Source organism: Brevibacillus ginsengisoli (genome assembly GCF_050113715.1).
In the GTDB taxonomy this organism is placed as follows: domain Bacteria; phylum Bacillota; class Bacilli; order Brevibacillales; family Brevibacillaceae; genus Brevibacillus_H; species Brevibacillus_H ginsengisoli.
The window spans coordinates 675,234-695,174 of the sequence record NZ_JBNJQR010000001.1 but is presented as its reverse complement, the minus strand read 5'-3'; the positions used below and the strand labels follow the sequence as shown (position 1 = coordinate 695,174).

Sequence of the window (19,941 nt, the reverse complement as noted above, 5' to 3'; positions counted from 1 at the left end):
TACGATACAATCGCAAGTAAGTTTCAAAGAAAAAACCCTCTCGACCTTAAGTGAGCCGGAGGGTTTGCCATTCTTAACGATAAAGCTTGCTGCCGTTGTCCCGAAATTCTTGTGATTTTTGTTGATACCCTTCCACAATTTCAGCTTGAGCAGCCGCGCCAAAGCGCTCACGAATGTCGTGGGTAATACTCATACTGCAGAACTTCGGTCCGCACATTGAGCAGAAATGAGCCGTTTTCGCCCCTTCTGCGGGAAGTGTCTCGTCATGATATTCAATCGCTCTCGCGGGATCAAGAGAGAGGTTGAACTGATCCAACCACCGGAATTCAAAACGAGCCTTGGAGAGAGCGTCGTCGCGTCTTTGGGCACTTGGATGTCCTTTGGCCAAATCAGCTGCGTGGGCTGCAATTTTATACGCAATCAGTCCCTCGCGAACGTCTTGTTTATTCGGTAAGCCCAAGTGTTCTTTCGGTGTCACATAGCACAGCATGGCGGTTCCGAACCATCCGATCATCGCAGCCCCAATAGCGGATGTGATATGGTCGTAACCCGGCGCAATATCTGTAGTCAACGGGCCCAAGGTATAGAATGGAGCCTCTTGACAAACCTCCATCTGTCGATCCACATTCTCCTTAATTTTATGCATAGGGACATGTCCAGGCCCTTCGATCATCACTTGTACATCGTGCTTCCAGGCGATCTTCGTGAGTTCCCCCAGCGTCTCCAGCTCAGCGAACTGAGCCTCATCGTTCGCATCGGCGATTGAACCTGGTCGCAAGCCATCGCCAAGCGAGAAGCTGATATCGTATTTTTTCATGATTTCACAAATTTCCTCAAAATGCGAATAGAGGAAATTCTCCTGATGATGCGCGAGGCACCATGCCGCCATGATCGAGCCTCCTCTAGAAACGATACCGGTTACCCGATTGGCTGTCATCGGGATGTGATGGAGACGAACACCCGCATGAATGGTGAAGTAATCAACTCCCTGTTCCGCTTGTTCAATCAACGTCTCACGGTATACGTCCCAAGTTAGATTTTCGGCAATTCCGTTTACTTTTTCCAGCGCTTGATAGATCGGAACCGTGCCTACCGGAACCGGGGAGTTGCGAATAATCCATTCTCTGGTCTCGTGAATCTGCTTGCCTGTCGAGAGATCCATGATCGTATCGGCTCCCCAGTAAGTTGCCCAAATCATTTTTTCCACCTCTTCCTCAATCGTTGAGGAAACCGCAGAGTTCCCGATATTGGCATTCACTTTCACGTGGAAATTGCGCCCGATAATCATCGGTTCACTCTCAGGGTGATTGATATTCAAGGGGATGATGGCTCTTCCTTCAGCTACTTCCCGACGCACAAAATCTGGCTCCACACCCTCGCGGATCGCGATATACTCCATTTCAGGCGTGATAACCCCACGACGAGCGTAATATAGCTGCGTGACGGTACGGCCCGCTTTGGATCGCAAAACCTTTCGATGAATGCCTTGATATTCTTCCACATCTTGTCGTTCCAGCACCCAATTGAGGCGCTTTGGTTGCAAGCCATGGTGAATATTCATATTTACGCTCTCATCCGTGTAGACTCCACTTGTGTCATAGATCTGCAACGGAGCATTTTCCTTCATCTCCCCGTTTATACTTCGAGTAGGATGCAGGGCGATTTCGCGCATGGGCACCTGAATATCTGGGCGGCTCCCGGATACATAAAACTTGCGACTGTTGGGATACTGACGAGGCGTAGTAATGGCGGAAAGGGATTCTTGATAATTTGACATGAAAAAACCTCCTCTGTTTGTAGAATCGGATCACCGCCAGACGGAGGACTGTCAAATAAAAGACCGCACGACAAAAGTATCGGCGGTCCAGCGCGTACATCATTTCTCCTCAAACACCGAAAACAAAAAGTGTACAAGAGTGCTCATGCACGTATGTATGAATCGTTCCTCCGCTGGCATTATCCAGTTCAGGTATGACGGTCGATAGCAGATTAGCTATCCTCTCAGCCTGGTTCTCCCAAGCTCCCGTGTAAATTGTTGTGATTGCAAAAATAACGGTAACATACCCGTTCATCATCTGGCAAGATCAAAATTGGCTATTTACAGCAAAATCAAGCTCAGCGTATAATAAGCACAATTTCATGTAGAGTTTACGCTAGGGGTGCCCACAATGGGCTGAGATGGGACTACAGTTCCAGACCCTTATTACCTGATCTGGATCATGCCAGCGTAGGGAAGCAAACGATGAATGACGTCCATACACGAGTCGGTTCCCTCGATTCGTCTGCCACCTTATCTTTCATCTAGCTTCGTTGCGTTGCCGCTTTCCGGATTAGGAAGGCGGCTTTTTTGCATGTAAAAAAACATCATGAGGTGAAAACATGAACAAAACTCAACGCTTGACCAGAATGGCCGTACTCGTTGCCATCGGAACCATCAGCTCGAACATTGTCTCAATCCCCACTGGAATCGCCAAAGCATTTCCAATTCAGCACGCGATTAATGTGATCGCAGCTGTCATGCTTGGCCCTATTCCTGCGGTAACCGTCGCGTTCGCTATTGCCTTGCTGCGGAATCTTCTTGGTGCGGGTACACTACTTGCGTTCCCTGGCGGCATGATCGGCGCACTCTTGGCCGGGCTAGTATATCAACGAATAAAGCGCACTTGGGGAGCATGGATTGGCGAAGTCTTCGGTACTGGAGTTATTGGATCATTCTTATCTGTTCCTTTTGCTCAACTGTTCATGGGCAAATCCGTGGGCGCTCTTGCGTTTTTGCCCTCATTCCTGACTAGCACGATTATCGGCGCTTCCATCGGATGGATTGTCGTTGGAGTGATACAGCGTTCGACCAATCCTCTCATCCAACGAAACTAATACCAAAAACCCCAATCCTCATGAAAGGATTGGGGTTTTCCGCAAAATTATCTATTAGGATAATTCTTCATTTACTATCGTTTGAACGGTAGTACCGTCTGCTTTACCTTTTACCTTGGGAATAACAGCTCCCATTACCTTGCCCATCTCTTTTTTAGAGGTGGCTCCTACCTGAGCGATTGCTTCACGTACGAGTTGACGAATCTCCTCAACGCTTAGCTGCTCTGGTAAATAGGCAGTAAGAATCTCGATTTCCTCACGGGTTTTGCTCGATAAATCATCACGGTCTGCTTTTTCAAACTCTTGGAGGGAGTCACGGCGTTGTTTTAACTCACGGGTCAAGATGGTCAGCACATCGTCGTCGGACAATGCCTTCCCTTTGGTAATCTCTTCGTTTTGAATAGCGGCTTTCACCATGCGAATAACGGAGAGTTTCAGTACTGCTTTATCCTTCATCGCTTGCTTCATATCTTGATTGAGTCGCTCCATTACACTCATGATTAGCCCTCCACCTAGTAAAACTTGCGTTTGCGAGCAGCTTCGGATTTTTTCTTTTTAGCTACGCTAGGCTTTTCAAAGTGGCGGCGTTTACGGAGTTCAGCCATAACACCGGACTTTGCGCTTTCACGCTTAAAGCGGCGAAGTGCGCTTTCCAAAGATTCATTTTTACGAACGCGAATTTCTGCCATCTGTAATTCCCTCCCTCCGTGTGAAACAGTGGGACAAACTGTTCGAGCACAGACTGTCAAATTACATTATAGGCTATATGCTTAGGTCTGGTCAACCTATTCTTGAAACTAATGAAAATCCGTTGATTTTATTTCATTTCTGGCCTGAGTCAGTCATGAAGGCAACATAGCGAAAAAGTCTTCACCATATCATAAAGTGAGCATCTGGTTAGCTATAGGGAGATTGAGTCTTGCTTCCGTATTCAATGCGTGGTAGCATGACCTCGAATCAAAAACATGAACAACCATCTAATTGGAAAATCTGAAGGGATGAACACCCATGAAACCTATTACGTTTGCCGAGCTTGCTAAAATGTCGGAAGGAATCCTTCTCCAAGGTGACCCCTCTGCGACCATCACCTCCGCCCACTTTGACACTCGTCAGCTTGAAGCGGGGTCGCTTTTTGTGCCAATTGTGAGCAACCGTGACGGACATGACTTCATCATGCAAGCAATTGAGCAAGGAGCCGCAGCCGTACTTGTTAGCAATCAGTCCAAACTCCCAACAGAGCTCCCATCCCAAACGGGGGTCATCCTCGTAAATGACACGCTGAGAGCTTTTCAAAAACTGTCTGCCGCTTACCGACGTCAGTTCAACATACCCATTGTAGCCGTAACCGGGAGCAACGGAAAAACCTCTACCAAAGATATAATCGCCCATGTGCTAAGCGCCAAGCATTCCGTTTATAAAACCTACAAAAACCTCAATAATCACCTTGGTGCCCCTTATTCTTTGCTTCAATTGGATGAAACTCACGAGTCAGCGGTACTTGAAGTGGGAATGAATCATCCAGGTGAGATTGATCTATTGGCATCGCTCGTACAGCCCAAATACAGCGTGATTACGACGATTGGTGACGCTCACCTTGAGTTTTTTGGGACGCGGGAGAAAATAGCCCTCGCCAAAGCGGAACTGCTGCCTCATACCGACAAAGACGGCCTGGTGCTGCTTAATGGAGATAATGAATTCCTACATAAAATCCGCCATCTGTATGACGGAGAAGTCTGGTTTTACTCGGTTGAAGGCAGAGCCGATGTCTGGGCAGATCATTTCGTTACCGACGAACATGGAACACGCTTCACTGTCCATTTGCCTGATCACATAAGCTTTGCGGTAACCCTTCCCTTGTTCGGGAAACACAATGTATCCAATTCCCTTCCTGCCATCGCCATTGCAAGCCGTTTAGGCATGTCTCCTGAGGAGATTCAAGCCGCCCTTGCAACGGTTGCGATCTCTGCCATGCGTTTTGAGGTGAGCAGGACAGACAGAGGGACCATCCTGATTAATGACGCGTACAATGCCAGTCCTTCATCCATGGTGGCAGCTATTGATACCTTCGCAGAAATACTTCCTTCTCACCAAAAAATCCTTGTTCTTGGCGACATGTTTGAATTGGGTGAGAATAGTGAAGAGCTGCACGCGGAGGTTGGCGACTATCTGAATCGTTATCGCAACCAGTTCGAGAAGGTCATTACAATCGGATCGTTAACAGAAAGCATGCATCAAGCTTTTAAGGGAAATAAGTTTCATTTCACTTCAAAAGAAGAGGCTTTATCCGCTCTTCAGCCATACTTAACCAAAGAATATGCCATTCTGTTCAAGGCTTCACGGGGAATGAAATTAGAGACTCTCCTCGAAAGTGTGAAAGAACGATCGTAAAAAAAGAGCTGCTTCTTTATGGAGGCAGCTCTTGCTTTTACTTTTGGCATACGTAGACAAATGCTGGCGGTAGGTTGCCCACGACCAGTTTGATCTTTACTTTGGAAAATTTTCGTTGAAGGCTTTCTTTCATTTGCAGGGAGTATTGAAACGTGATGAACAGTCCGTCTTGTTTAAGCGAAGAATGAACCTGCGTCATAATGGTCTCACGCTGTTCCAAAGAGAAGTTAGCAAAGGGTAACCCGGAGACAATATAATCTGCTTCTTGAACACCCTCTGACGCTAATACTTCAGATAGCTCGCTGGCGTCTGGAAAACAAGATACATCGTTGAGTTGTTCACATAGCCGCTGACGGAGGTACTCGTCCTTTTCAAAAAGAACGAAACAACTCTCCTTACTTCTCCTCTGCTGAATAGCTCGCGTAAATACCCCTGTTCCCGCACCTAATTCCACAATGACCTTGCCGTCTTCCCACTGAATAGGTTCTAACATCATCCTGGATAAAGCGGATGAGCTTGGAGTAATGCTTCCAATTTGTCTAGGTGAACGGATAAATTTGAGGAAAAACAGCAGTTTGTCGTAGACTTGCAAAAAACGTGAAGAATTCGCAATCATTTAACACACTCACCTACTTCATGGACAATTACGCACAAAGCTACATCGTTTTCTGTCATGAATGTTGGAATGTTTGCTGTTTTTTTATCGGCGATTGATTATTTATTCTAGACAATTTGATAATACCCTTCTCATAATGATGATAAATATTACCAATTGAACCGCTCAGGAAAAATCAAAAGGGACTGCTTCATGCAGCCCCCCTTCTACCATTCTTTACTATATACCTTCTGCAACTACCACATTGCGTTTCTTGTCTTCATTTCGTTCAATCGCCAGTTGCACCAAGCGGTCGATTAATTCGCTATAGGAAATTCCAGCTTCCTGGAACAACATTGGGTACATGCTAAAAGGAGTAAAGCCTGGCATTGTATTGACTTCATTGATGTATAGCTGTTGATGCTCATCATCGTAGAAGAAATCCACCCGGGAAAGACCTGAACCGTCAATCGCTTGAAAAGCCCGCTTCGCCATGGTTGCAATCTCCTCTGATAATTCTTGGGAGATCTTAGCCGGAATCTGTAATTCAGTTCCCGCTCCTTTATACTTGGCTTCGTAATCGTAGAATTCTTTAGCCGCAATCACTTCCCCAACGACTGAAGTGATCAATTCTTCGTTCCCTAATACGCCAATTTCCACCTCACGCGCCTTGACGAATGCTTCAACGACAATACGGCGGTCAAATTTTGCAGCCACTTCCAATGCCTGTATCAAGCTCGCCTGGTCTTTCGCTTTCGAGATTCCCACACTGGAACCCATATTCGCTGGTTTCACGAAACATGGATAGCCGATTTCTTGCTCGATGTGGTTAATCACACCTGCTTGATCTTTCTCCAATTGTGAACGAAGGACGCCTACGAACTTTACTTGAGGCAGACCGTACTGGGCAAAAACATTTTTCATCATCCATTTGTCCATACCCACCGCAGAAGCCATAACCCCTGTGCCTACATAAGGAATATCCGCTAACTCAAGCAAGCCTTGAATCGTTCCATCTTCTCCATTCGGACCGTGGATAACTGGAAAAACGACATCAATTTCTTTGCCAATCGCAAGCACCGGTGCCGCACTGGAAGCCGCAGTTGCCGGAAGACTTGCTTTGGCATCGGAACTGGTCAATCTTAAATTTTCAACACTCTCTATACGATCGGCCACTTGATCTCCCTTGATCCACTGGCCGTCCAATTGTACGTAAACAGGCGTAATCTCATATTTGTTCGGGTCGACAGCCTTCATAATCGACTGTGCTGTGCGCAGAGATACCTCATGCTCCGATGATTTGCCTCCGTAAATAATACCTAGTCTAATTTTACTCCCCATGATGTAATGCTCCCTTCTTTCCCCACAAAAAGCGAATCCACTCTGTTCTGAAATTCCTAACATTGTATGCATACTGCCCAATGTTGGCTCATAGTTCATTGAACAGCATACTAAAGGGACAGCGTCATGACAAGTACAAAAGGAATCACCTTGCTTCCACTCCAAACATAAAATATGGATACAATCTAAGTGCGCTTCCCGTTCATGGAACTTTTCTTCAACGCGGAGGGATTTACCATGAGAGAATATTTGCTCTACTGCACCAACTGTCTAAGCTATACGCTTTTGCACGGCTACGAAAAAGAGACAGGAAATTTTCTTGGAGAATATTCGCTTTTACTCAACGAGTACACACGAAATAATTGGGTCGTCAATAAATTCCTTTTGTCCCATCTGGAACATTCGATCCGCGTCATTCCTTCTCAAACAGAAGAATACAAGAACATCATTTGTACCGATTCTCATTTCTTAGAGGACGATATTGACAAATATGTGGAGGAAAGCCTCGCTTGGCAAAAATTCGAGGAGCGGAATAAACAGAGTGAACGCTTGTTAGGCAGAATCCAGCTGCATTTGGCGGAGCATCTCGTCCGTTCCGAATTGGAAAAGATAACAAAAACAAGCAGCAGTAGCCCAGCGGAAGGCCAGGTCCTGCTCGGACAAGAGCTTGGCATGAAAAAAGCACTAGAAATTATCCGAAATATTATCCTTGACAAACAGTTTCCTCAAGGATGATTCCTAGCCTAGAACAGCGAAAAGCGCCGAATCCTAAGGGATCGGCGCTTTTTTTGACGTGTTGCGATCTGGCAACACGCCATTTCTACTTAATTAATAGTAATTACTATTTCCGATCGCGCACTTCAAAAATCGCAAACTTCAGGTAGTGCCCCTCATCCGCCCCGGAGATTTGCGGGTGATCCTTCCCAGCGCCACGCCATTCGACCAGGCGCAGAATTTTCTTCGCATCGTAAGCCGCTTCCTGAATCGTATCGAGGAACAACTCAGGCGACATGTGGTACGAGCAAGACGCGGTAACCAAATAGCCTCCGTTGCGAACCAGCTTCAGTCCGTGCAGGTTAATGTCTTTGTAGCCTCTCACCGCTCCTTTGACCGCTCCACGCGATTTGGCAAAGGCAGGCGGGTCAAGAATGACAACATCCCAGAGATTGCCCGCTTCCACGTTTTCTCGCAGATAATCAAACGCATTAGCTACCACAAACTCCACACGATGTAACATTCCGTTCAGCGTCACATTGCGCTTGGCTGTTTCAATGGCATGTTCCGATATATCGAGCGCCGTTACTTTCTTGGCGCCATGTTTGCAGGCATTCATCGTAAACGACCCCGTGTGAGTGAAGCATTCGAGCACCTCTGCTCCGTTCCAATACGGGTTTTTCATGATTTTCCCGCGTTTGTCCACAGGTTTCTTCACTACTTCGCCTTGTTCATCACGCAATGCTTCAACGCCTGCACGCGCCTTCCCTTGCTTGTCATAAAGAGGTTCGCCATCTTGGCCGATTGTCTGCAGTCGAATTCCATGCGTCTCACCCCATCCGGTCATGAGAGGGGCAACTGCGGCGCGATTCTCCCGTTGATCGTAGAAAAAGCCCGTTTTCTGCCCTTCCACGATATCCACGATGTACTTGATCCCATTCTCTTCAATCGTGATCTCTCTTGGACACTCTCCGTATAGAACTTCCTTTGTCTGTTCGAGGCCTTCCAGTTCACGGACAGGCACATCATTGCGCAAATAGATGCCTTGTGGCTCAAAGACTTCCAACAACGCTTGCTTGATCAGATCGCGTCGCATTTCCATACCTAGCGACAAAATTTGTACCACGAGCACATCTTCATAACGATCCACGATCAGCCCAGGCAAGAAGTCAGCTTCTCCATAAATGACGCGACAAGCGCGTGGATTGGAAACGAATCGGTTACGGTGTTCTTTCGCCTCTTGAAAACGCTTGATGAAAAACGCCAAATCGATCTCTTCCATCGGATTGTAGCTCAGAATCCGTACAATCATCTGAGAACTTGGATTGATATATCCTTTCGCCAGGAAATGCCCCTGATGATTGGCTACCTCAACAATATCACCAGGATTCACTTCTCCTACAATCTCTTTCACTTCGGATTGAAATACCCATGGGTGTCCTGCTTCAAGTCGCTTTTTGCGGTTGCGTTCCAATATTACTTTGGCCATATTGATAAAAGCCTCCTTGTCATGCTTGTCTAATTCTTGGCATACCGTATACTATCTGCTATAGAGAGGGGAATCGTATCGGTGAAGGTGGTAACAGAAATCGTTATCCCTTTTAGCTTGGGACTAAGTTTCTTCCTGTTTGGTATGTATGCGATGCGCGCAGGATTTCACAGTCTAGCGGGCAAGCAGATGGAATCTGTTCTGCTCCGATTTACTCGGACACCTGTTCATAGTTTCTTCTCTGGTCTATTTTCTACATTTGCCTTGCAAAGTTCAAGTGCGGTTACAGTGCTCACGATCTCGCTGACTCAGGCGGGCATTATTGGTTTTGCCCAAACCGTCGGGATTATCCTGGGTACCAACGTAGGTACAACCGTAACCACCGAATTAATCGCCCTGAGGTTGGAGGATTTCGCCGTACCCATTCTTCTAATTGGAGTGGCCTTGTGGTTAATGCCTAACAGAATTCAGCGGAGTATCGGCCTAATTCTTGGTGGCTTTGGACTCGTATTCCTTGGGATTGATACCATGCAAGTAATGGCCAAGCCGTTAGAACATTCCGAGACCTTTCGTACCCTGTTTCTGGAGAGTTCTCATTCCATCTGGATTGGGCTTGTCACCGGCATCATTTTCACGGCACTGATTCATAGCAGTTCAGCCACTACCGCCATTACCATGAGTTTAATTACTCACCAGATTTTCACGATGGAGACCGCGCTTGCCATCGTACTTGGATCCAATGTTGGAACCTGCTTTACTGCCATTATTGCCAGTATTGGGACCAATTCAGCCTCGCGTCAGGTTGCTTGGCTGCACACGCTGTTCAATCTTGCCGGTGCTCTTGTTTTCTTGCCTTTTTTAACACAGCTTGCTTCGATTTCGGCTTGGATTACCTCGGATCCTTCGATGCAGATTGCCCATTCGCAAACTATTTTTAACTTAGTGTGCTCTCTGGTTGCGCTTCCCTTCGCCAAACAGATTGGACGGTTTATTCAGTGGATGATCAGGTAAGTAGCCCCGATTGCAAAAGAAAAAGCTCCTTTCCACCAAGAAAGGAGACAATATTTCCTTGTTCAGTATACTTTTTTTCAAACTTTTTGCCAACATCAATCTCTGGATCATTGAGGGCCAATGCCTTCTTAACCACTTACACCAGTTGATACTGTGGCTTGCAACCGCTTAAAATCAGGACGAACGATATAATCTGTGAGATATGCTGACCTTTTTGCCCCCCTGATTCGATGGGTGTTCAGATGATCGATAATTCCGCGAGCAGAGGTAATCCCGATACCATGTCCGTAATACATACCATTTCCCAGGTATACCGTATTCTCGCCTTGCCAATCAATATGCTTCGGATCAACCTCAGGATTTTTGAAATAGCGAATATCTCCTGGCAGGGCATATTGATCATGTATCGACACAAGCTGTAAATCCTTATCGTAATTCCCCATAAATAAAAATAGGTTTTGAAACAATTGATTAAAGGTTGCTTCGTGTATGGTTTCCAGCACTCCCTTATAGTAAACAATGATGACTGATGTTCCACACTCAAAGGCATAGCGCCACCCCTGTCTGAAAATGTCACGTATTCCTGTCGATGGCAAAACACCTTTTTTTAGCAAGAACCCTCCATTGCTCGTTTTCTCCCAATATTGTGGATTACATTTTGTTTTCGTAAGGGTAGCAAAGCCAGCGCCAGATCCGTTCAGCGCATACGATGCCTTCACGAAATTGGTTCTTGTGACAACTTCAAAATGTAATTGCTCAACATTCTCATACTCATAAACTTTTTCGCTCTTTGACATGGCGTTTAGTACATTAATCCCGGTTTTATCCAAATGCCATTGTTTTGCTAATTGGTTCACCTCGATGGTAGCATTGGGTACATGAATCATATGGATTCCCCCGTAAATAGCCTTTATCCCACTTTATTCAAAAAGAAGTGGGTATGTACCAAGGAGCTTTTAAATAGATGGGGAATCCACTGAGAAGAAAAAAGAGATAACGAAGGAGAAAATCACCTCGTTATCTCTTTGCGATAAGATTAAGATTAATGGCTAATCTTTGCTTTTGGATATAATGTCGTTCCACCAATGTTCACTTTGATATCGTCGGATAATGGAACATTGTGTTCATCAAGGATCGTTCTCCACCATTCCCACGCAAGGCCTGTACATTCTTTCGCGAAGATTCTTATATTTTTTGAATTCGGCGGAAGAGGTATCACGGTTGAGAAATGAGCGGTTTTGTCTTTGTAGTTTCCATCCCAGGTTTTGTGGGCTAACACTTCCTTGCCATTTTCATCAAAGGTAAATTCATCCCAAGCAACTTCAAATTGAGCAACATAAGCGCCAGAATGATCAAGCGTTATTTTCCCTTTCGAAAATTCTGTAGTTGTAGTCTCAATATAATCGGTTTGGTTATGAACAGCCGCTACCGCGTTATCTTTAAGGAACACACTGGTATAGGAAATCGGGTATGCTGGGTTTTTCGGACTAAATTCAGCATTGTCTTTAATAATATTTCGAATTTCATTAAAGTCTTTGGTAACAACCTTGTTATGCTCTCGTGAGTCCCCGCCTAAAACAACTGCCGTAAAGGAACTGTCCTCAAAAATATCTTTGTACTGTCCGCTTGTTTCTACATTGTTGTTCTGAAGCAGCGCTTTAAATGCGGCTTGTACGTCTTTGCTTTTCGAGGTCGTTTCTAATTTTACATAAATGGTTCTGCCGTAAGCTACGTTGGACACCATAACAGGCGGGGCCTCATCACTTACGCCTTTACTCGTTAACTCCTGAAAAGTAACACGATTGTCAAATACATCTGACGGATTGTTCGGCAGTTCAGCATTTACAGTGTAAAAAATTTGCTTATAGGCCGCAACCATCACTTTTTTCTCTCCGCTTGCAATGGCGTTAAAGTCAATTCCCAGAGAGTTATCCAAAACCTTCGCGTTAACGTTCAAAGCGCTTGCAATTTGGGATTTGCTATACACCATCGACTCCGCATACTGTATTCTTGCAGGTAAAGTATGAGTTGCTGAATATTTGTCATTCCAAGTGGACACTAACTCATCGATGGCTCCAGATACGTTGCCGTAAGTTGGATTTTCAACGGTAATGGTATTTTCTCTTTTCATCCCAGGCAAATCGATACTAATATTCAACGGCTTTCTTTTGCACACTAAAAGATTCGGTTGATTATCCGCAAAAGCCTGGTTTGCCAATTGCAACGCTCCTGGATAAGTGCGATTCGTCATGGAATCCATTATGGAAATATCCACTGGTGAAGTGGTCAGTGATTTTTTCGCTCGTTCGATTACGATAAATTTACCGTTTGAGTTGATCCCTTCTTTTGGGACAAAACTTTCTACTTTATCCCCATTTACCGCTAAAACTTCGTTGTTATTATAGTTTAAGTTCGCAATTCCAGTATCAACGTCACTGGGTTTGCTCGTTTCACAAGGTAAGCTAGTTGGCAATGTTTCAGCGGAAGTAATAAACGGATAATTCATGATGCATAAACTAACCGCTAAACTTGCCACTAATTTAGCTCCTTTAAAGAGATTAAAAATTTCCAAAAAAACTCCCCCCTTTATGGAAAATTATATCATAAAATGGAGGGCTCGTATAAAAAAAGCAGTTGGCACACTTCTATGCCAACTGCTTCGTTATACCCATTTTGTTTATTTACACATTAATTCCTAGATGAGCCAGCGCCTTTTGCAGGACGATCTCGTTGTTTTTATAGCCTTTTTTCTGTTGATTCGCCCATGCTTCCAGCGGGGCATACCAGTGAACGGCTTTAATTTCTTCGACTTGAGCCGTTAAATCTTCGGTTAATGCCTCAACCAGATAATAATGCACTTCTTTATTGATGATCTCAGCCGTTGCCGGATGATTGTACGTGTAATGGACGATTTCGATTGGCTGAATCAAACGCCCTTGGACACTCGTCTCTTCCAAAATCTCGCGTAAAGCCGTTTCTTCAATCGTCTCGCCCGGCTCCTGCTTGCCTTTGGCGAGTGTCATTTTCCCGTAACGGTCTTCGATTAGCTGAATGAAGAGCTGGTCACCTTGATTGCTGTAAACAACCCCGCCTGCGGAGATTTCGATCATATGGCGGTTTCCCCCACGATAGAAGGCGCTTGATTCTCCAATACCCGTACCAGGGTGCCTTTGCAATACTCAGAGCCTGCTTCGTCGATTTTGACCTTGCAGACTTTGCCGATCATCTCTTCTGTACCTGGGAATACAACGTTCAGGTAGTTATCGGAGTAACCCATCATCAATCCGCTGGTTGGGTCTTCTTTATACGCTCGCTCTGGAATCACTTCCAGCACATCACCTACGTAATCTTTAGCATAATCCATGGTCAACGCAACGTTCAGTTCGATCAGTTTAGCAACACGCTCTTTTTTCTCTTCTTCCGGCACTTGATCCGGCATACGCGCTGCTGGTGTTCCTGTACGCATGGAATATGGGAAAACGTGCAGCTCCGCAAAACCGATCTCCTTGATGAAGTTGTAGCCGTTGATGAATTGCTCTTCTGTCTCACCTGGGAAGCCTACGATCACGTCTGTGGTCAAAGCGACACCTGGAAGAGCCTTGCGAACTTTTTCCATGCGTTCTTTGAATTCCGCTGTCGTGTATTTACGGCGCATGCGGCGAAGAACCTCATCGTCACCCGCTTGTAATGGAACGTGCAGGTGGCGGCATACTTTATCCGAGTTGTTGATCACTTCCAACACTTCATCGCTGAGTTGGCTGGCTTCAATGGAACTGATTCGGATACGCTTCAGGCCTTCAACCTGTTCGAGGTCACGCAAAAGCTTAGCCAGGTTGTAATTCTCCAGATCCTCACCATAACCACCTGTGTGGATACCTGTAAGGACGATCTCCAGGTAGCCTGCTTCCACCAGATTCTTCGCTTGCTCAATGACACTCTCAGGTTGGCGCGAACGCATCAAGCCACGCGCCCATGGGATAATACAGAAGGTGCAGAAATTATTGCAGCCCTCCTGGATTTTCAGAGACGCGCGCGTACGGTCTGTAAAAGCGGGAACGTCCAGTTCTTCAAACGAACGGGCTTTCATGATGTTGGCAACCGCGTTGATCGGTGTGCGCTCCTGCTTGATTTGATCCACGTATTCAATCAGTTTCTCGCGACCTTGAGTTCCCACGATGATATCCACACCTGGAATATCCGCAATCTCGTTAGGAGAGGTCTGCGCATAGCAGCCTGTAACGGCTACGATTGCTTCTGGATTACGGCGAATAGCTCGACGGATGACCTGACGACTCTTCTTATCACCGGTATTGGTAACGGTACATGTATTAATCACATAAACATCAGCGGCCTCTGTCTCGAAATCGACACGGTTGTATCCGTTCGACTTGAACAACTGCCAGATCGCTTCTGTTTCATAACTGTTCACTTTGCATCCTAATGTGTAGAAAGCAACACTGCCCATTGCTCTCCCTCCTTTCTAAGCTGCTCAACGCATGTAACTACTGCTTTACATGGTGAGGCTCAAACAACCTGTGACAGTACAAATCTATTCAAAATGATAGGAAACCGCCGCCAGCACATACTGACTCGCCGTTTCCGTTCTCAGAATTCGCGGACCTAAATGCACAGAGACAAAACCAGCTGCTTCAGCCTGTGCCACTTCCTCCACAGAAAAACCGCCCTCTGGTCCGATTAATACCAAAAGAGAATCCCCGGGCGAAAGCGTAGAAAGCACTTCTTTCACACCTACAGCCGCTTCCTTTTCATAGGCGATGATTCTTGCGGAGTAGGATTTTCCTTGTTCCAGAATGGATTTAAAGCTTGTAGGGGACAACACTTCCGGCAAAATTGCCCGATGGGATTGCTCGGCTGCTTCCTTGACTATTTTTTGCCAACGCTCCAGCTTCTTGCCTTCTTTTTTCTCATCCAGCTTCACAACCGTGCGCTCTGACGAGAACGTCTGGAAAGCGTACGCTCCCATCTCTGTTCCCTTTTGCAGAATCCATTCCAATTTATCTGCCTTGGGCAAACCTTGTCCAATCGTGACCTGAATCGGCATTTCCCTATGCTCATCTAGCAGTTCGACGACTTGGGCACGTACTTCTTTTGGATCGATTTGTGTCAACCGAACAGAAGCTACGCGACCTGCTCCGTCACTGACCAGAATCTGATCGCCTACTTCTGATCGCATGACTTTCACAATATGATGGACGTCATCGCCAGTAATCACCACTTGCTCATCCATCCATTGATCAGGCGCGATAAAATATCGTTGCATGATGGGCAACCTCTCTATTCTATCTTGTTTTATGCGAAACGTCTTAACTCTTTTTATGGAAACGAGGCGAGAGAAATAATCAAGCTCGTTTTTTCGCAATGATCACTACCCAATCATCAATGTACTGGGTCTCAATAACTTCGAGATTAGATGCTGCCAACGCTTCCTTCACGTCTTGCTCACGCGCTTGAATAATACCGGAGGCGATAAATGTCCCGCCGGGCAACAAGACGCGGTGTACATCATCCGTAAAACGAACGATTACTTCTGCTAAGATATTGGCAACAACCACTTCCACTTGGTTCTCAATGCCATCAAGCAGATTGTTCTGCTTCACTGTAATATGTTCACTGCACTTATTTATCTTAATGTTTTCTTGGGCAGAGCGAACGGCTACCTCATCCAAATCCATCGCAAGGATTGAAGAAGCACCCAGTTTAGCTGCCGCAATACTCAGGATTCCTGTTCCCGTTCCGACATCATAGACGCGATCTTCGGGTTGCAAATAATCCTCAATCGCCCGAATGCAGAGTACAGTCGTAGGGTGTGTACCGGTTCCGAAAGCCATTCCCGGGTCCATCTCGATGATGAGCTCGTCGTCGCTCTTGGGAACATACTCCTCCCAAACCGGAGTGATCGTGATTCGCTTCGAGATGGTGACTGGCTTATAGTACTTCTTCCACGCGGTAGCCCACTCGTCCTCGTGAACCTCCGTTGTCGTAATTGTTCCTGTTCCCAGTTCCAATCCGTACAACAAAAGTTCATTCAATCGGTCTTTCAGTGCATCAACGGTCTCGCCCAAATAGCTGTTGACCGGTAAATAGCCTTTCACATAAACACCTTCACTCGGAAAATCGTCGGGGGATAGATGATAAATCTCACCAAAAGGAGTATCCCAATCTCGGTGCAAGACTTCTGGGTCCTCAATTACAACCCCGTTGGCTCCAGCCTCGTACAATAAGTTAGAGACTGCCTCCACTGCTTCTGATGTCGTATGGATACAAATTTCTGACCACTTCATCTTTAACCATCCCCCGTTACTTCCGATTGTTTCCTCAATTATTCTCCGCGAAACGCTCGTTTCATTTTACCAAAAAAGCTTTCATCCTCGTGCGGGATCTCCAATGGAGTTCCATCGCCTGCTCCAAACTCGCGCAGCAATTCTTTTTGCTTGTCGGTCAGTTTGGTAGGTGTCACGACACGTACTTTGATATGCTGGTCGCCTGTGCCGCTGCCTCTTAGGTGAGGCACCCCTTTTCCACGAATGCGGAAGAAGGTTCCCGTTTGAGTGCCCGCTGGTACTTTCAGCTTCACTTTGCCATCCAATGTTGGCACTTCAATCTCATCGCCCAAGGCCGCTTGCGCGAAATTAATCGGTACCTCACAGTAAATATCATTTCCTTCACGCTCGAAAAAGTCATGGGATTTCACGCGCAGCACAACATACAAATCTCCTGCCGGTCCGCCGTTAACTCCCGCTTCCCCTTCACCCGCAACACGCAATTGTGCTCCGTCGTCCACACCCGCTGGGATGTTGAGATGGATTTTGCGGCGAATTTTCACGCGACCGGTTCCACGGCAATGCGAGCATTTCTCCTTGATAACTTTCCCTTTGCCTTCGCACGTCTGACAAGCGCGGCGGTTTACCATGCGACCAAACGGCGTATTGGCCACAACCTCTTGTTGGCCTGTTCCATTACAGGTTTTACAGGTTTCTGGAGTCGTTCCTGGCTTCGCGCCACTGCCATTACAAGAATCGCAATTGGCTTCACGTGGAATCTCAATCTCGGTTTCTTTACCAAACACCGCGTCCTTGAATTCGATTTGCAGGGCAAACTGCAAGTCAGAACCCTTGCGTGGAGCATTCGGGTTGGATCGTCTGCCTCCACCACCGCCAAAGAACATGTCAAAAATATCCCCGAAACCGCCCATTCCATCAAAGCCAGCGCCACCGCCGCCAAAGCCTTGAGTCGGGTCCTGATGACCGTAGCGGTCGTATCCAGCCCGTTTCTGCGAATCGGAGAGAACGTCGTACGCTTCTTTTACTTCTTTAAACTTCTCTTCAGCGTTTGCTTCTTTATTCACATCGGGATGGTATTGGCGGGCCAGCTTGCGGTACGCTTTTTTGATTTCGTCCTCGCTGGCATCCTTGCCTAAACCAAGCACCTCATAATAATCGCGTTTCATTTGTTTTCAATCACTCCCGTATCCCAAACAGTCAAAATTAACTATAGCATGCCTGTCAAGTCGCATCAATGTGTGAACCTGCCCGTTTGCATTTGACAGATCATCAACTGATTTCAAAACCTGCGTTCATTAGAAAAAAAGTCAAAGCCATCGATACTCTGACTTTGACTCTTCTTCCTGTGACTTATGTGAATAACGTCGTTTATTTCTTGTCGTCGACTACTTCATAGTCAGCGTCTACAACATTGTCTTTTGGAGCGTCAGTTCCTGCTCCACCTTGAGCTTGCTCGGCTGCTTGTTGCGCTTGTGCCGCTTGCTCATACAGTTTAACAGAAAGCTGTTGCACAATCTCAGTCAATGCTTCCGTAGCTTTTTTGATTTCTTCTGTGTCTGTGCCTTCGAGCGCTTTTTTCACGCGATCTTTGGCTTCGTTCGCTTTATCGATTTCAGCTTGATCCACTTTGCCTTCCAGATCTTTCATGGTTTTCTCGGTTTGGAACACCATTTGGTCAGCTTGGTTGCGGATTTCAACTGCTTCTTTACGTTGTTTGTCTGCTTCCGCATTCAGTTCCGCATCTTTTACCATGCGGTTGATCTCATCATCGTTCAAACCGGAGTTGGACGTGATCGTGATGCGTTGCTCTTTGCCTGTTCCCAAGTCTTTGGCGCGTACGTTCACGATACCGTTCGCATCGAGGTCAAAGGATACTTCGATTTGCGGGATACCGCGTGGTGCTGGCGGGATTTCAGCCAATTGGAAACGACCCAGTGTTTTGTTGTCCGCCGCCATTGGGCGCTCCCCTTGCAACACGTGAATCTCAACAGAAGTTTGATTATCTGCCGCAGTAGAGAATACTTGAGATTTGCTAGTTGGGATCGTCGTGTTGCGATCGATCAGCTTGGTGAATACGCCACCCATTGTTTCGATACCCAAGGAGAGTGGAGTTACGTCCAGAAGAACGACGTCTTTTACGTCACCAGTGAGTACACCCGCTTGAACAGCGGCACCCAAAGCTACTACTTCGTCTGGGTTAACGCCTTTGTGCGGCTCTTTGCCCAAGAATTTCTTGATCGCTTCTTGAACAGCAGGGATACGAGTAGATCCACCAACAAGGATAACGCGGTCAATCTTGTCTACAGAAAGACCGGAGTCTTGCAATGCTTGACGAGTTGGTCCCATTGTACGCTCAACCAAATGAGCAGAGAGCTCTTCAAACTTCGCGCGAGACAGGTTCAATTCCAAGTGTTTTGGACCTGTAGCGTCTGCAGTGATAAATGGAAGAGAAATCGTGGAAGTCAGTACGCCAGACAAGTCTTTTTTCGCTTTTTCTGCCGCGTCTTTCAAACGTTGCAGCGCCATGCGGTCTTTGGACAAGTCAATGCCGTTTTCCTTTTTGAACTCGTCTACCAGGTAGTTGATGATTACTTGGTCGAAGTCGTCTCCACCCAGTTTGTTGTCACCGGAAGTCGCTTTTACTTCGAAGAATCCTTCAGAAAGCTCAAGGATGGATACGTCGAACGTACCGCCGCCCAAGTCATAAACAAGAACGGTTTGATCTTCGTTTTTCTCCATACCGTACGCAAGCGCAGCCGCAGTTGGCTCGTTCACGATTCGAAGTACTTCAAGACCGGCGATTTTACCAGCATCTTTGGTTGCTTGGCGCTGAGAGTCATTGAAGTAAGCAGGCACAGTAATAACGGCTTGCGTTACAGGTTGGCCAAGATATGCTTCAGCATCCGATTTGAGCTTTTGAAGAATCATCGCGGAAACTTCTTGTGGCGTGTACTCTTTGCCTTCCAAGGTTTCTTTATGATTGGTTCCCATCCAACGTTTGATGGAGATAACCGTGTTGTCAGGATTCGTGATCGCCTGACGTTTTGCCGCTTCACCGACAATGCGCTCGCCATTTTTGAACGCCACAACTGAAGGGGTTGTACGGTTGCCTTCCGGGTTAGGGATTACGACTGGCTCTCCGCCTTCCATTACGGCTACACAAGAGTTAGTGGTTCCAAGGTCAATACCAATTACACGACTCATCGTTTATTTTCCTCCTCAATCAA

The 19,941-nt window shown here is 46.4% G+C and carries 18 protein-coding genes and 1 riboswitch; of the genes, 4 read left to right on the top strand and 14 right to left on the bottom strand.

The genetic code is table 11. The features are described from left to right. Positions 1-73: 73 nt before the first annotated feature. Positions 74-1,777, bottom strand: a complete 1,704-nt coding sequence (thiC, locus tag ACQCN2_RS03395; RefSeq protein ID WP_426927473.1) for a phosphomethylpyrimidine synthase ThiC — start codon at positions 1,775-1,777, stop codon at positions 74-76. Between the two features lie 368 nt (positions 1,778-2,145). Continuing rightward, positions 2,146-2,251, top strand: a riboswitch (TPP riboswitch). 128 nt (positions 2,252-2,379) lie between these two features. Between thiC and thiW the strand changes: the two genes are divergently transcribed. Further along, positions 2,380-2,874, top strand: coding sequence for an energy coupling factor transporter S component ThiW (thiW, locus tag ACQCN2_RS03390; RefSeq protein WP_426927472.1), 495 nt, complete (start codon positions 2,380-2,382; stop codon positions 2,872-2,874). 54 nt (positions 2,875-2,928) lie between these two features. Here the strand turns inward: thiW and ACQCN2_RS03385 are convergent, their stop codons facing one another. Together ACQCN2_RS03385 and rpsU are read right to left on the bottom strand one after the other, a co-directional pair. Continuing rightward, on the bottom strand, positions 2,929-3,372 hold the full coding sequence (locus ACQCN2_RS03385) for a GatB/YqeY domain-containing protein (protein WP_426927471.1): 444 nt from the start codon (positions 3,370-3,372) through the stop codon (positions 2,929-2,931). 14 nt (positions 3,373-3,386) lie between these two features. Continuing rightward, positions 3,387-3,563, bottom strand: a complete 177-nt coding sequence (gene rpsU, locus ACQCN2_RS03380; protein WP_426927470.1) for a 30S ribosomal protein S21 — start codon at positions 3,561-3,563, stop codon at positions 3,387-3,389. Between the two features lie 319 nt (positions 3,564-3,882). Here rpsU and ACQCN2_RS03375 point away from each other — a divergent pair, with 319 nt between their 5' ends. Next, complete coding sequence (locus ACQCN2_RS03375) at positions 3,883-5,262, top strand: UDP-N-acetylmuramoyl-tripeptide--D-alanyl-D-alanine ligase (protein ID WP_426927469.1); 1,380 nt, start codon at positions 3,883-3,885, stop codon at positions 5,260-5,262. Between the two features lie 37 nt (positions 5,263-5,299). Here ACQCN2_RS03375 and ACQCN2_RS03370 read toward each other — a convergent pair whose 3' ends face one another. Together ACQCN2_RS03370 and ACQCN2_RS03365 are read right to left on the bottom strand one after the other, a co-directional pair. Continuing rightward, positions 5,300-5,878, bottom strand: a complete 579-nt coding sequence (locus tag ACQCN2_RS03370; protein ID WP_426927468.1) for a class I SAM-dependent methyltransferase — start codon at positions 5,876-5,878, stop codon at positions 5,300-5,302. A gap of 219 nt (positions 5,879-6,097) precedes the next feature. Continuing rightward, positions 6,098-7,198, bottom strand: a complete 1,101-nt coding sequence (locus tag ACQCN2_RS03365; RefSeq protein ID WP_426927467.1) for a D-alanine--D-alanine ligase — start codon at positions 7,196-7,198, stop codon at positions 6,098-6,100. Between the two features lie 237 nt (positions 7,199-7,435). Here ACQCN2_RS03365 and ACQCN2_RS03360 point away from each other — a divergent pair, with 237 nt between their 5' ends. After that, positions 7,436-7,933, top strand: coding sequence for a hypothetical protein (locus ACQCN2_RS03360; protein WP_426927466.1), 498 nt, complete (start codon positions 7,436-7,438; stop codon positions 7,931-7,933). A 106-nt stretch (positions 7,934-8,039) separates the two neighbouring features. On the opposite strand, the gene ACQCN2_RS03355 is transcribed toward ACQCN2_RS03360, so the two are convergent. Next, positions 8,040-9,401 carry a class I SAM-dependent rRNA methyltransferase gene (locus tag ACQCN2_RS03355; protein ID WP_426927465.1) on the bottom strand — a complete coding sequence of 454 codons (1,362 nt, stop codon included), beginning with the start codon at positions 9,399-9,401 and terminating at the stop codon, positions 8,040-8,042. A gap of 81 nt (positions 9,402-9,482) precedes the next feature. Here ACQCN2_RS03355 and ACQCN2_RS03350 point away from each other — a divergent pair, with 81 nt between their 5' ends. Next, a complete protein-coding gene (locus ACQCN2_RS03350; protein WP_426927464.1) occupies positions 9,483-10,412 on the top strand; it encodes a Na/Pi cotransporter family protein in 930 nt (309 codons plus the stop codon). A 128-nt stretch (positions 10,413-10,540) separates the two neighbouring features. Here ACQCN2_RS03350 and ACQCN2_RS03345 read toward each other — a convergent pair whose 3' ends face one another. The 8 genes from ACQCN2_RS03345 to dnaK all read right to left on the bottom strand — a co-directional run bounded on the left by ACQCN2_RS03345 (position 10,541) and on the right by dnaK (position 19,918). Continuing rightward, a complete protein-coding gene (locus ACQCN2_RS03345) occupies positions 10,541-11,299 on the bottom strand; it encodes a protein-glutamine gamma-glutamyltransferase (RefSeq protein WP_426927463.1) in 759 nt (252 codons plus the stop codon). A 155-nt stretch (positions 11,300-11,454) separates the two neighbouring features. After that, positions 11,455-12,918 carry a thiol-activated cytolysin family protein gene (locus tag ACQCN2_RS03340; RefSeq protein WP_426927519.1) on the bottom strand — a complete coding sequence of 488 codons (1,464 nt, stop codon included), beginning with the start codon at positions 12,916-12,918 and terminating at the stop codon, positions 11,455-11,457. A 175-nt stretch (positions 12,919-13,093) separates the two neighbouring features. Beyond that, on the bottom strand, positions 13,094-13,522 hold the full coding sequence (locus ACQCN2_RS03335) for an NUDIX hydrolase (protein ID WP_426927462.1): 429 nt from the start codon (positions 13,520-13,522) through the stop codon (positions 13,094-13,096). Then, positions 13,519-14,877: a tRNA (N(6)-L-threonylcarbamoyladenosine(37)-C(2))-methylthiotransferase MtaB gene (gene mtaB, locus ACQCN2_RS03330; protein WP_426927461.1), complete on the bottom strand. Its 1,359-nt coding sequence runs from the start codon at positions 14,875-14,877 to the stop codon at positions 13,519-13,521. The genes ACQCN2_RS03335 and mtaB overlap by 4 nt, the downstream gene beginning before the upstream one ends. 84 nt (positions 14,878-14,961) lie before the next feature. Continuing rightward, positions 14,962-15,693 (bottom strand): 16S rRNA (uracil(1498)-N(3))-methyltransferase, encoded by a 732-nt coding sequence (locus ACQCN2_RS03325; RefSeq protein WP_426927460.1) that lies wholly within the window; start codon positions 15,691-15,693, stop codon positions 14,962-14,964. Between the two features lie 79 nt (positions 15,694-15,772). Next, positions 15,773-16,714 carry a 50S ribosomal protein L11 methyltransferase gene (gene prmA, locus ACQCN2_RS03320; RefSeq protein WP_426927459.1) on the bottom strand — a complete coding sequence of 314 codons (942 nt, stop codon included), beginning with the start codon at positions 16,712-16,714 and terminating at the stop codon, positions 15,773-15,775. A 38-nt stretch (positions 16,715-16,752) separates the two neighbouring features. Next, positions 16,753-17,880 carry a molecular chaperone DnaJ gene (dnaJ, locus tag ACQCN2_RS03315; protein WP_426927458.1) on the bottom strand — a complete coding sequence of 376 codons (1,128 nt, stop codon included), beginning with the start codon at positions 17,878-17,880 and terminating at the stop codon, positions 16,753-16,755. A 202-nt stretch (positions 17,881-18,082) separates the two neighbouring features. Beyond that, positions 18,083-19,918, bottom strand: a complete 1,836-nt coding sequence (gene dnaK, locus ACQCN2_RS03310) for a molecular chaperone DnaK (RefSeq protein ID WP_426927457.1) — start codon at positions 19,916-19,918, stop codon at positions 18,083-18,085. Positions 19,919-19,941 lie beyond the last annotated feature (23 nt).

Excerpts from the sequence above, each read along its gene's own strand:
- mtaB (WP_426927461.1), bottom strand. The coding sequence starts at position 14,877 with ATGGGCAGTGTTGCTTTCTACACATTAGGATGCAAAGTGAACAGTTAT.
- rpsU (WP_426927470.1), bottom strand. The coding sequence starts at position 3,563 with ATGGCAGAAATTCGCGTTCGTAAAAATGAATCTTTGGAAAGCGCACTT.
- ACQCN2_RS03345 (WP_426927463.1), bottom strand. The coding sequence starts at position 11,299 with ATGATTCATGTACCCAATGCTACCATCGAGGTGAACCAATTAGCAAAA.
- dnaK (WP_426927457.1), bottom strand. The coding sequence starts at position 19,918 with ATGAGTCGTGTAATTGGTATTGACCTTGGAACCACTAACTCTTGTGTA.
- ACQCN2_RS03335 (WP_426927462.1), bottom strand. The coding sequence starts at position 13,522 with ATGATCGAAATCTCCGCAGGCGGGGTTGTTTACAGCAATCAAGGTGAC.
- ACQCN2_RS03325 (WP_426927460.1), bottom strand. The coding sequence starts at position 15,693 with ATGCAACGATATTTTATCGCGCCTGATCAATGGATGGATGAGCAAGTG.
- prmA (WP_426927459.1), bottom strand. The coding sequence starts at position 16,714 with ATGAAGTGGTCAGAAATTTGTATCCATACGACATCAGAAGCAGTGGAG.
- ACQCN2_RS03360 (WP_426927466.1), top strand. The coding sequence starts at position 7,436 with ATGAGAGAATATTTGCTCTACTGCACCAACTGTCTAAGCTATACGCTT.
- thiW (WP_426927472.1), top strand. The coding sequence starts at position 2,380 with ATGAACAAAACTCAACGCTTGACCAGAATGGCCGTACTCGTTGCCATC.
- ACQCN2_RS03365 (WP_426927467.1), bottom strand. The coding sequence starts at position 7,198 with ATGGGGAGTAAAATTAGACTAGGTATTATTTACGGAGGCAAATCATCG.
- ACQCN2_RS03355 (WP_426927465.1), bottom strand. The coding sequence starts at position 9,401 with ATGGCCAAAGTAATATTGGAACGCAACCGCAAAAAGCGACTTGAAGCA.
- dnaJ (WP_426927458.1), bottom strand. The coding sequence starts at position 17,880 with ATGAAACGCGATTATTATGAGGTGCTTGGTTTAGGCAAGGATGCCAGC.
- ACQCN2_RS03340 (WP_426927519.1), bottom strand. The coding sequence starts at position 12,918 with ATGAATTATCCGTTTATTACTTCCGCTGAAACATTGCCAACTAGCTTA.
- ACQCN2_RS03375 (WP_426927469.1), top strand. The coding sequence starts at position 3,883 with ATGAAACCTATTACGTTTGCCGAGCTTGCTAAAATGTCGGAAGGAATC.
- ACQCN2_RS03370 (WP_426927468.1), bottom strand. The coding sequence starts at position 5,878 with ATGATTGCGAATTCTTCACGTTTTTTGCAAGTCTACGACAAACTGCTG.
- ACQCN2_RS03385 (WP_426927471.1), bottom strand. The coding sequence starts at position 3,372 with ATGAGTGTAATGGAGCGACTCAATCAAGATATGAAGCAAGCGATGAAG.
- thiC (WP_426927473.1), bottom strand. The coding sequence starts at position 1,777 with ATGTCAAATTATCAAGAATCCCTTTCCGCCATTACTACGCCTCGTCAG.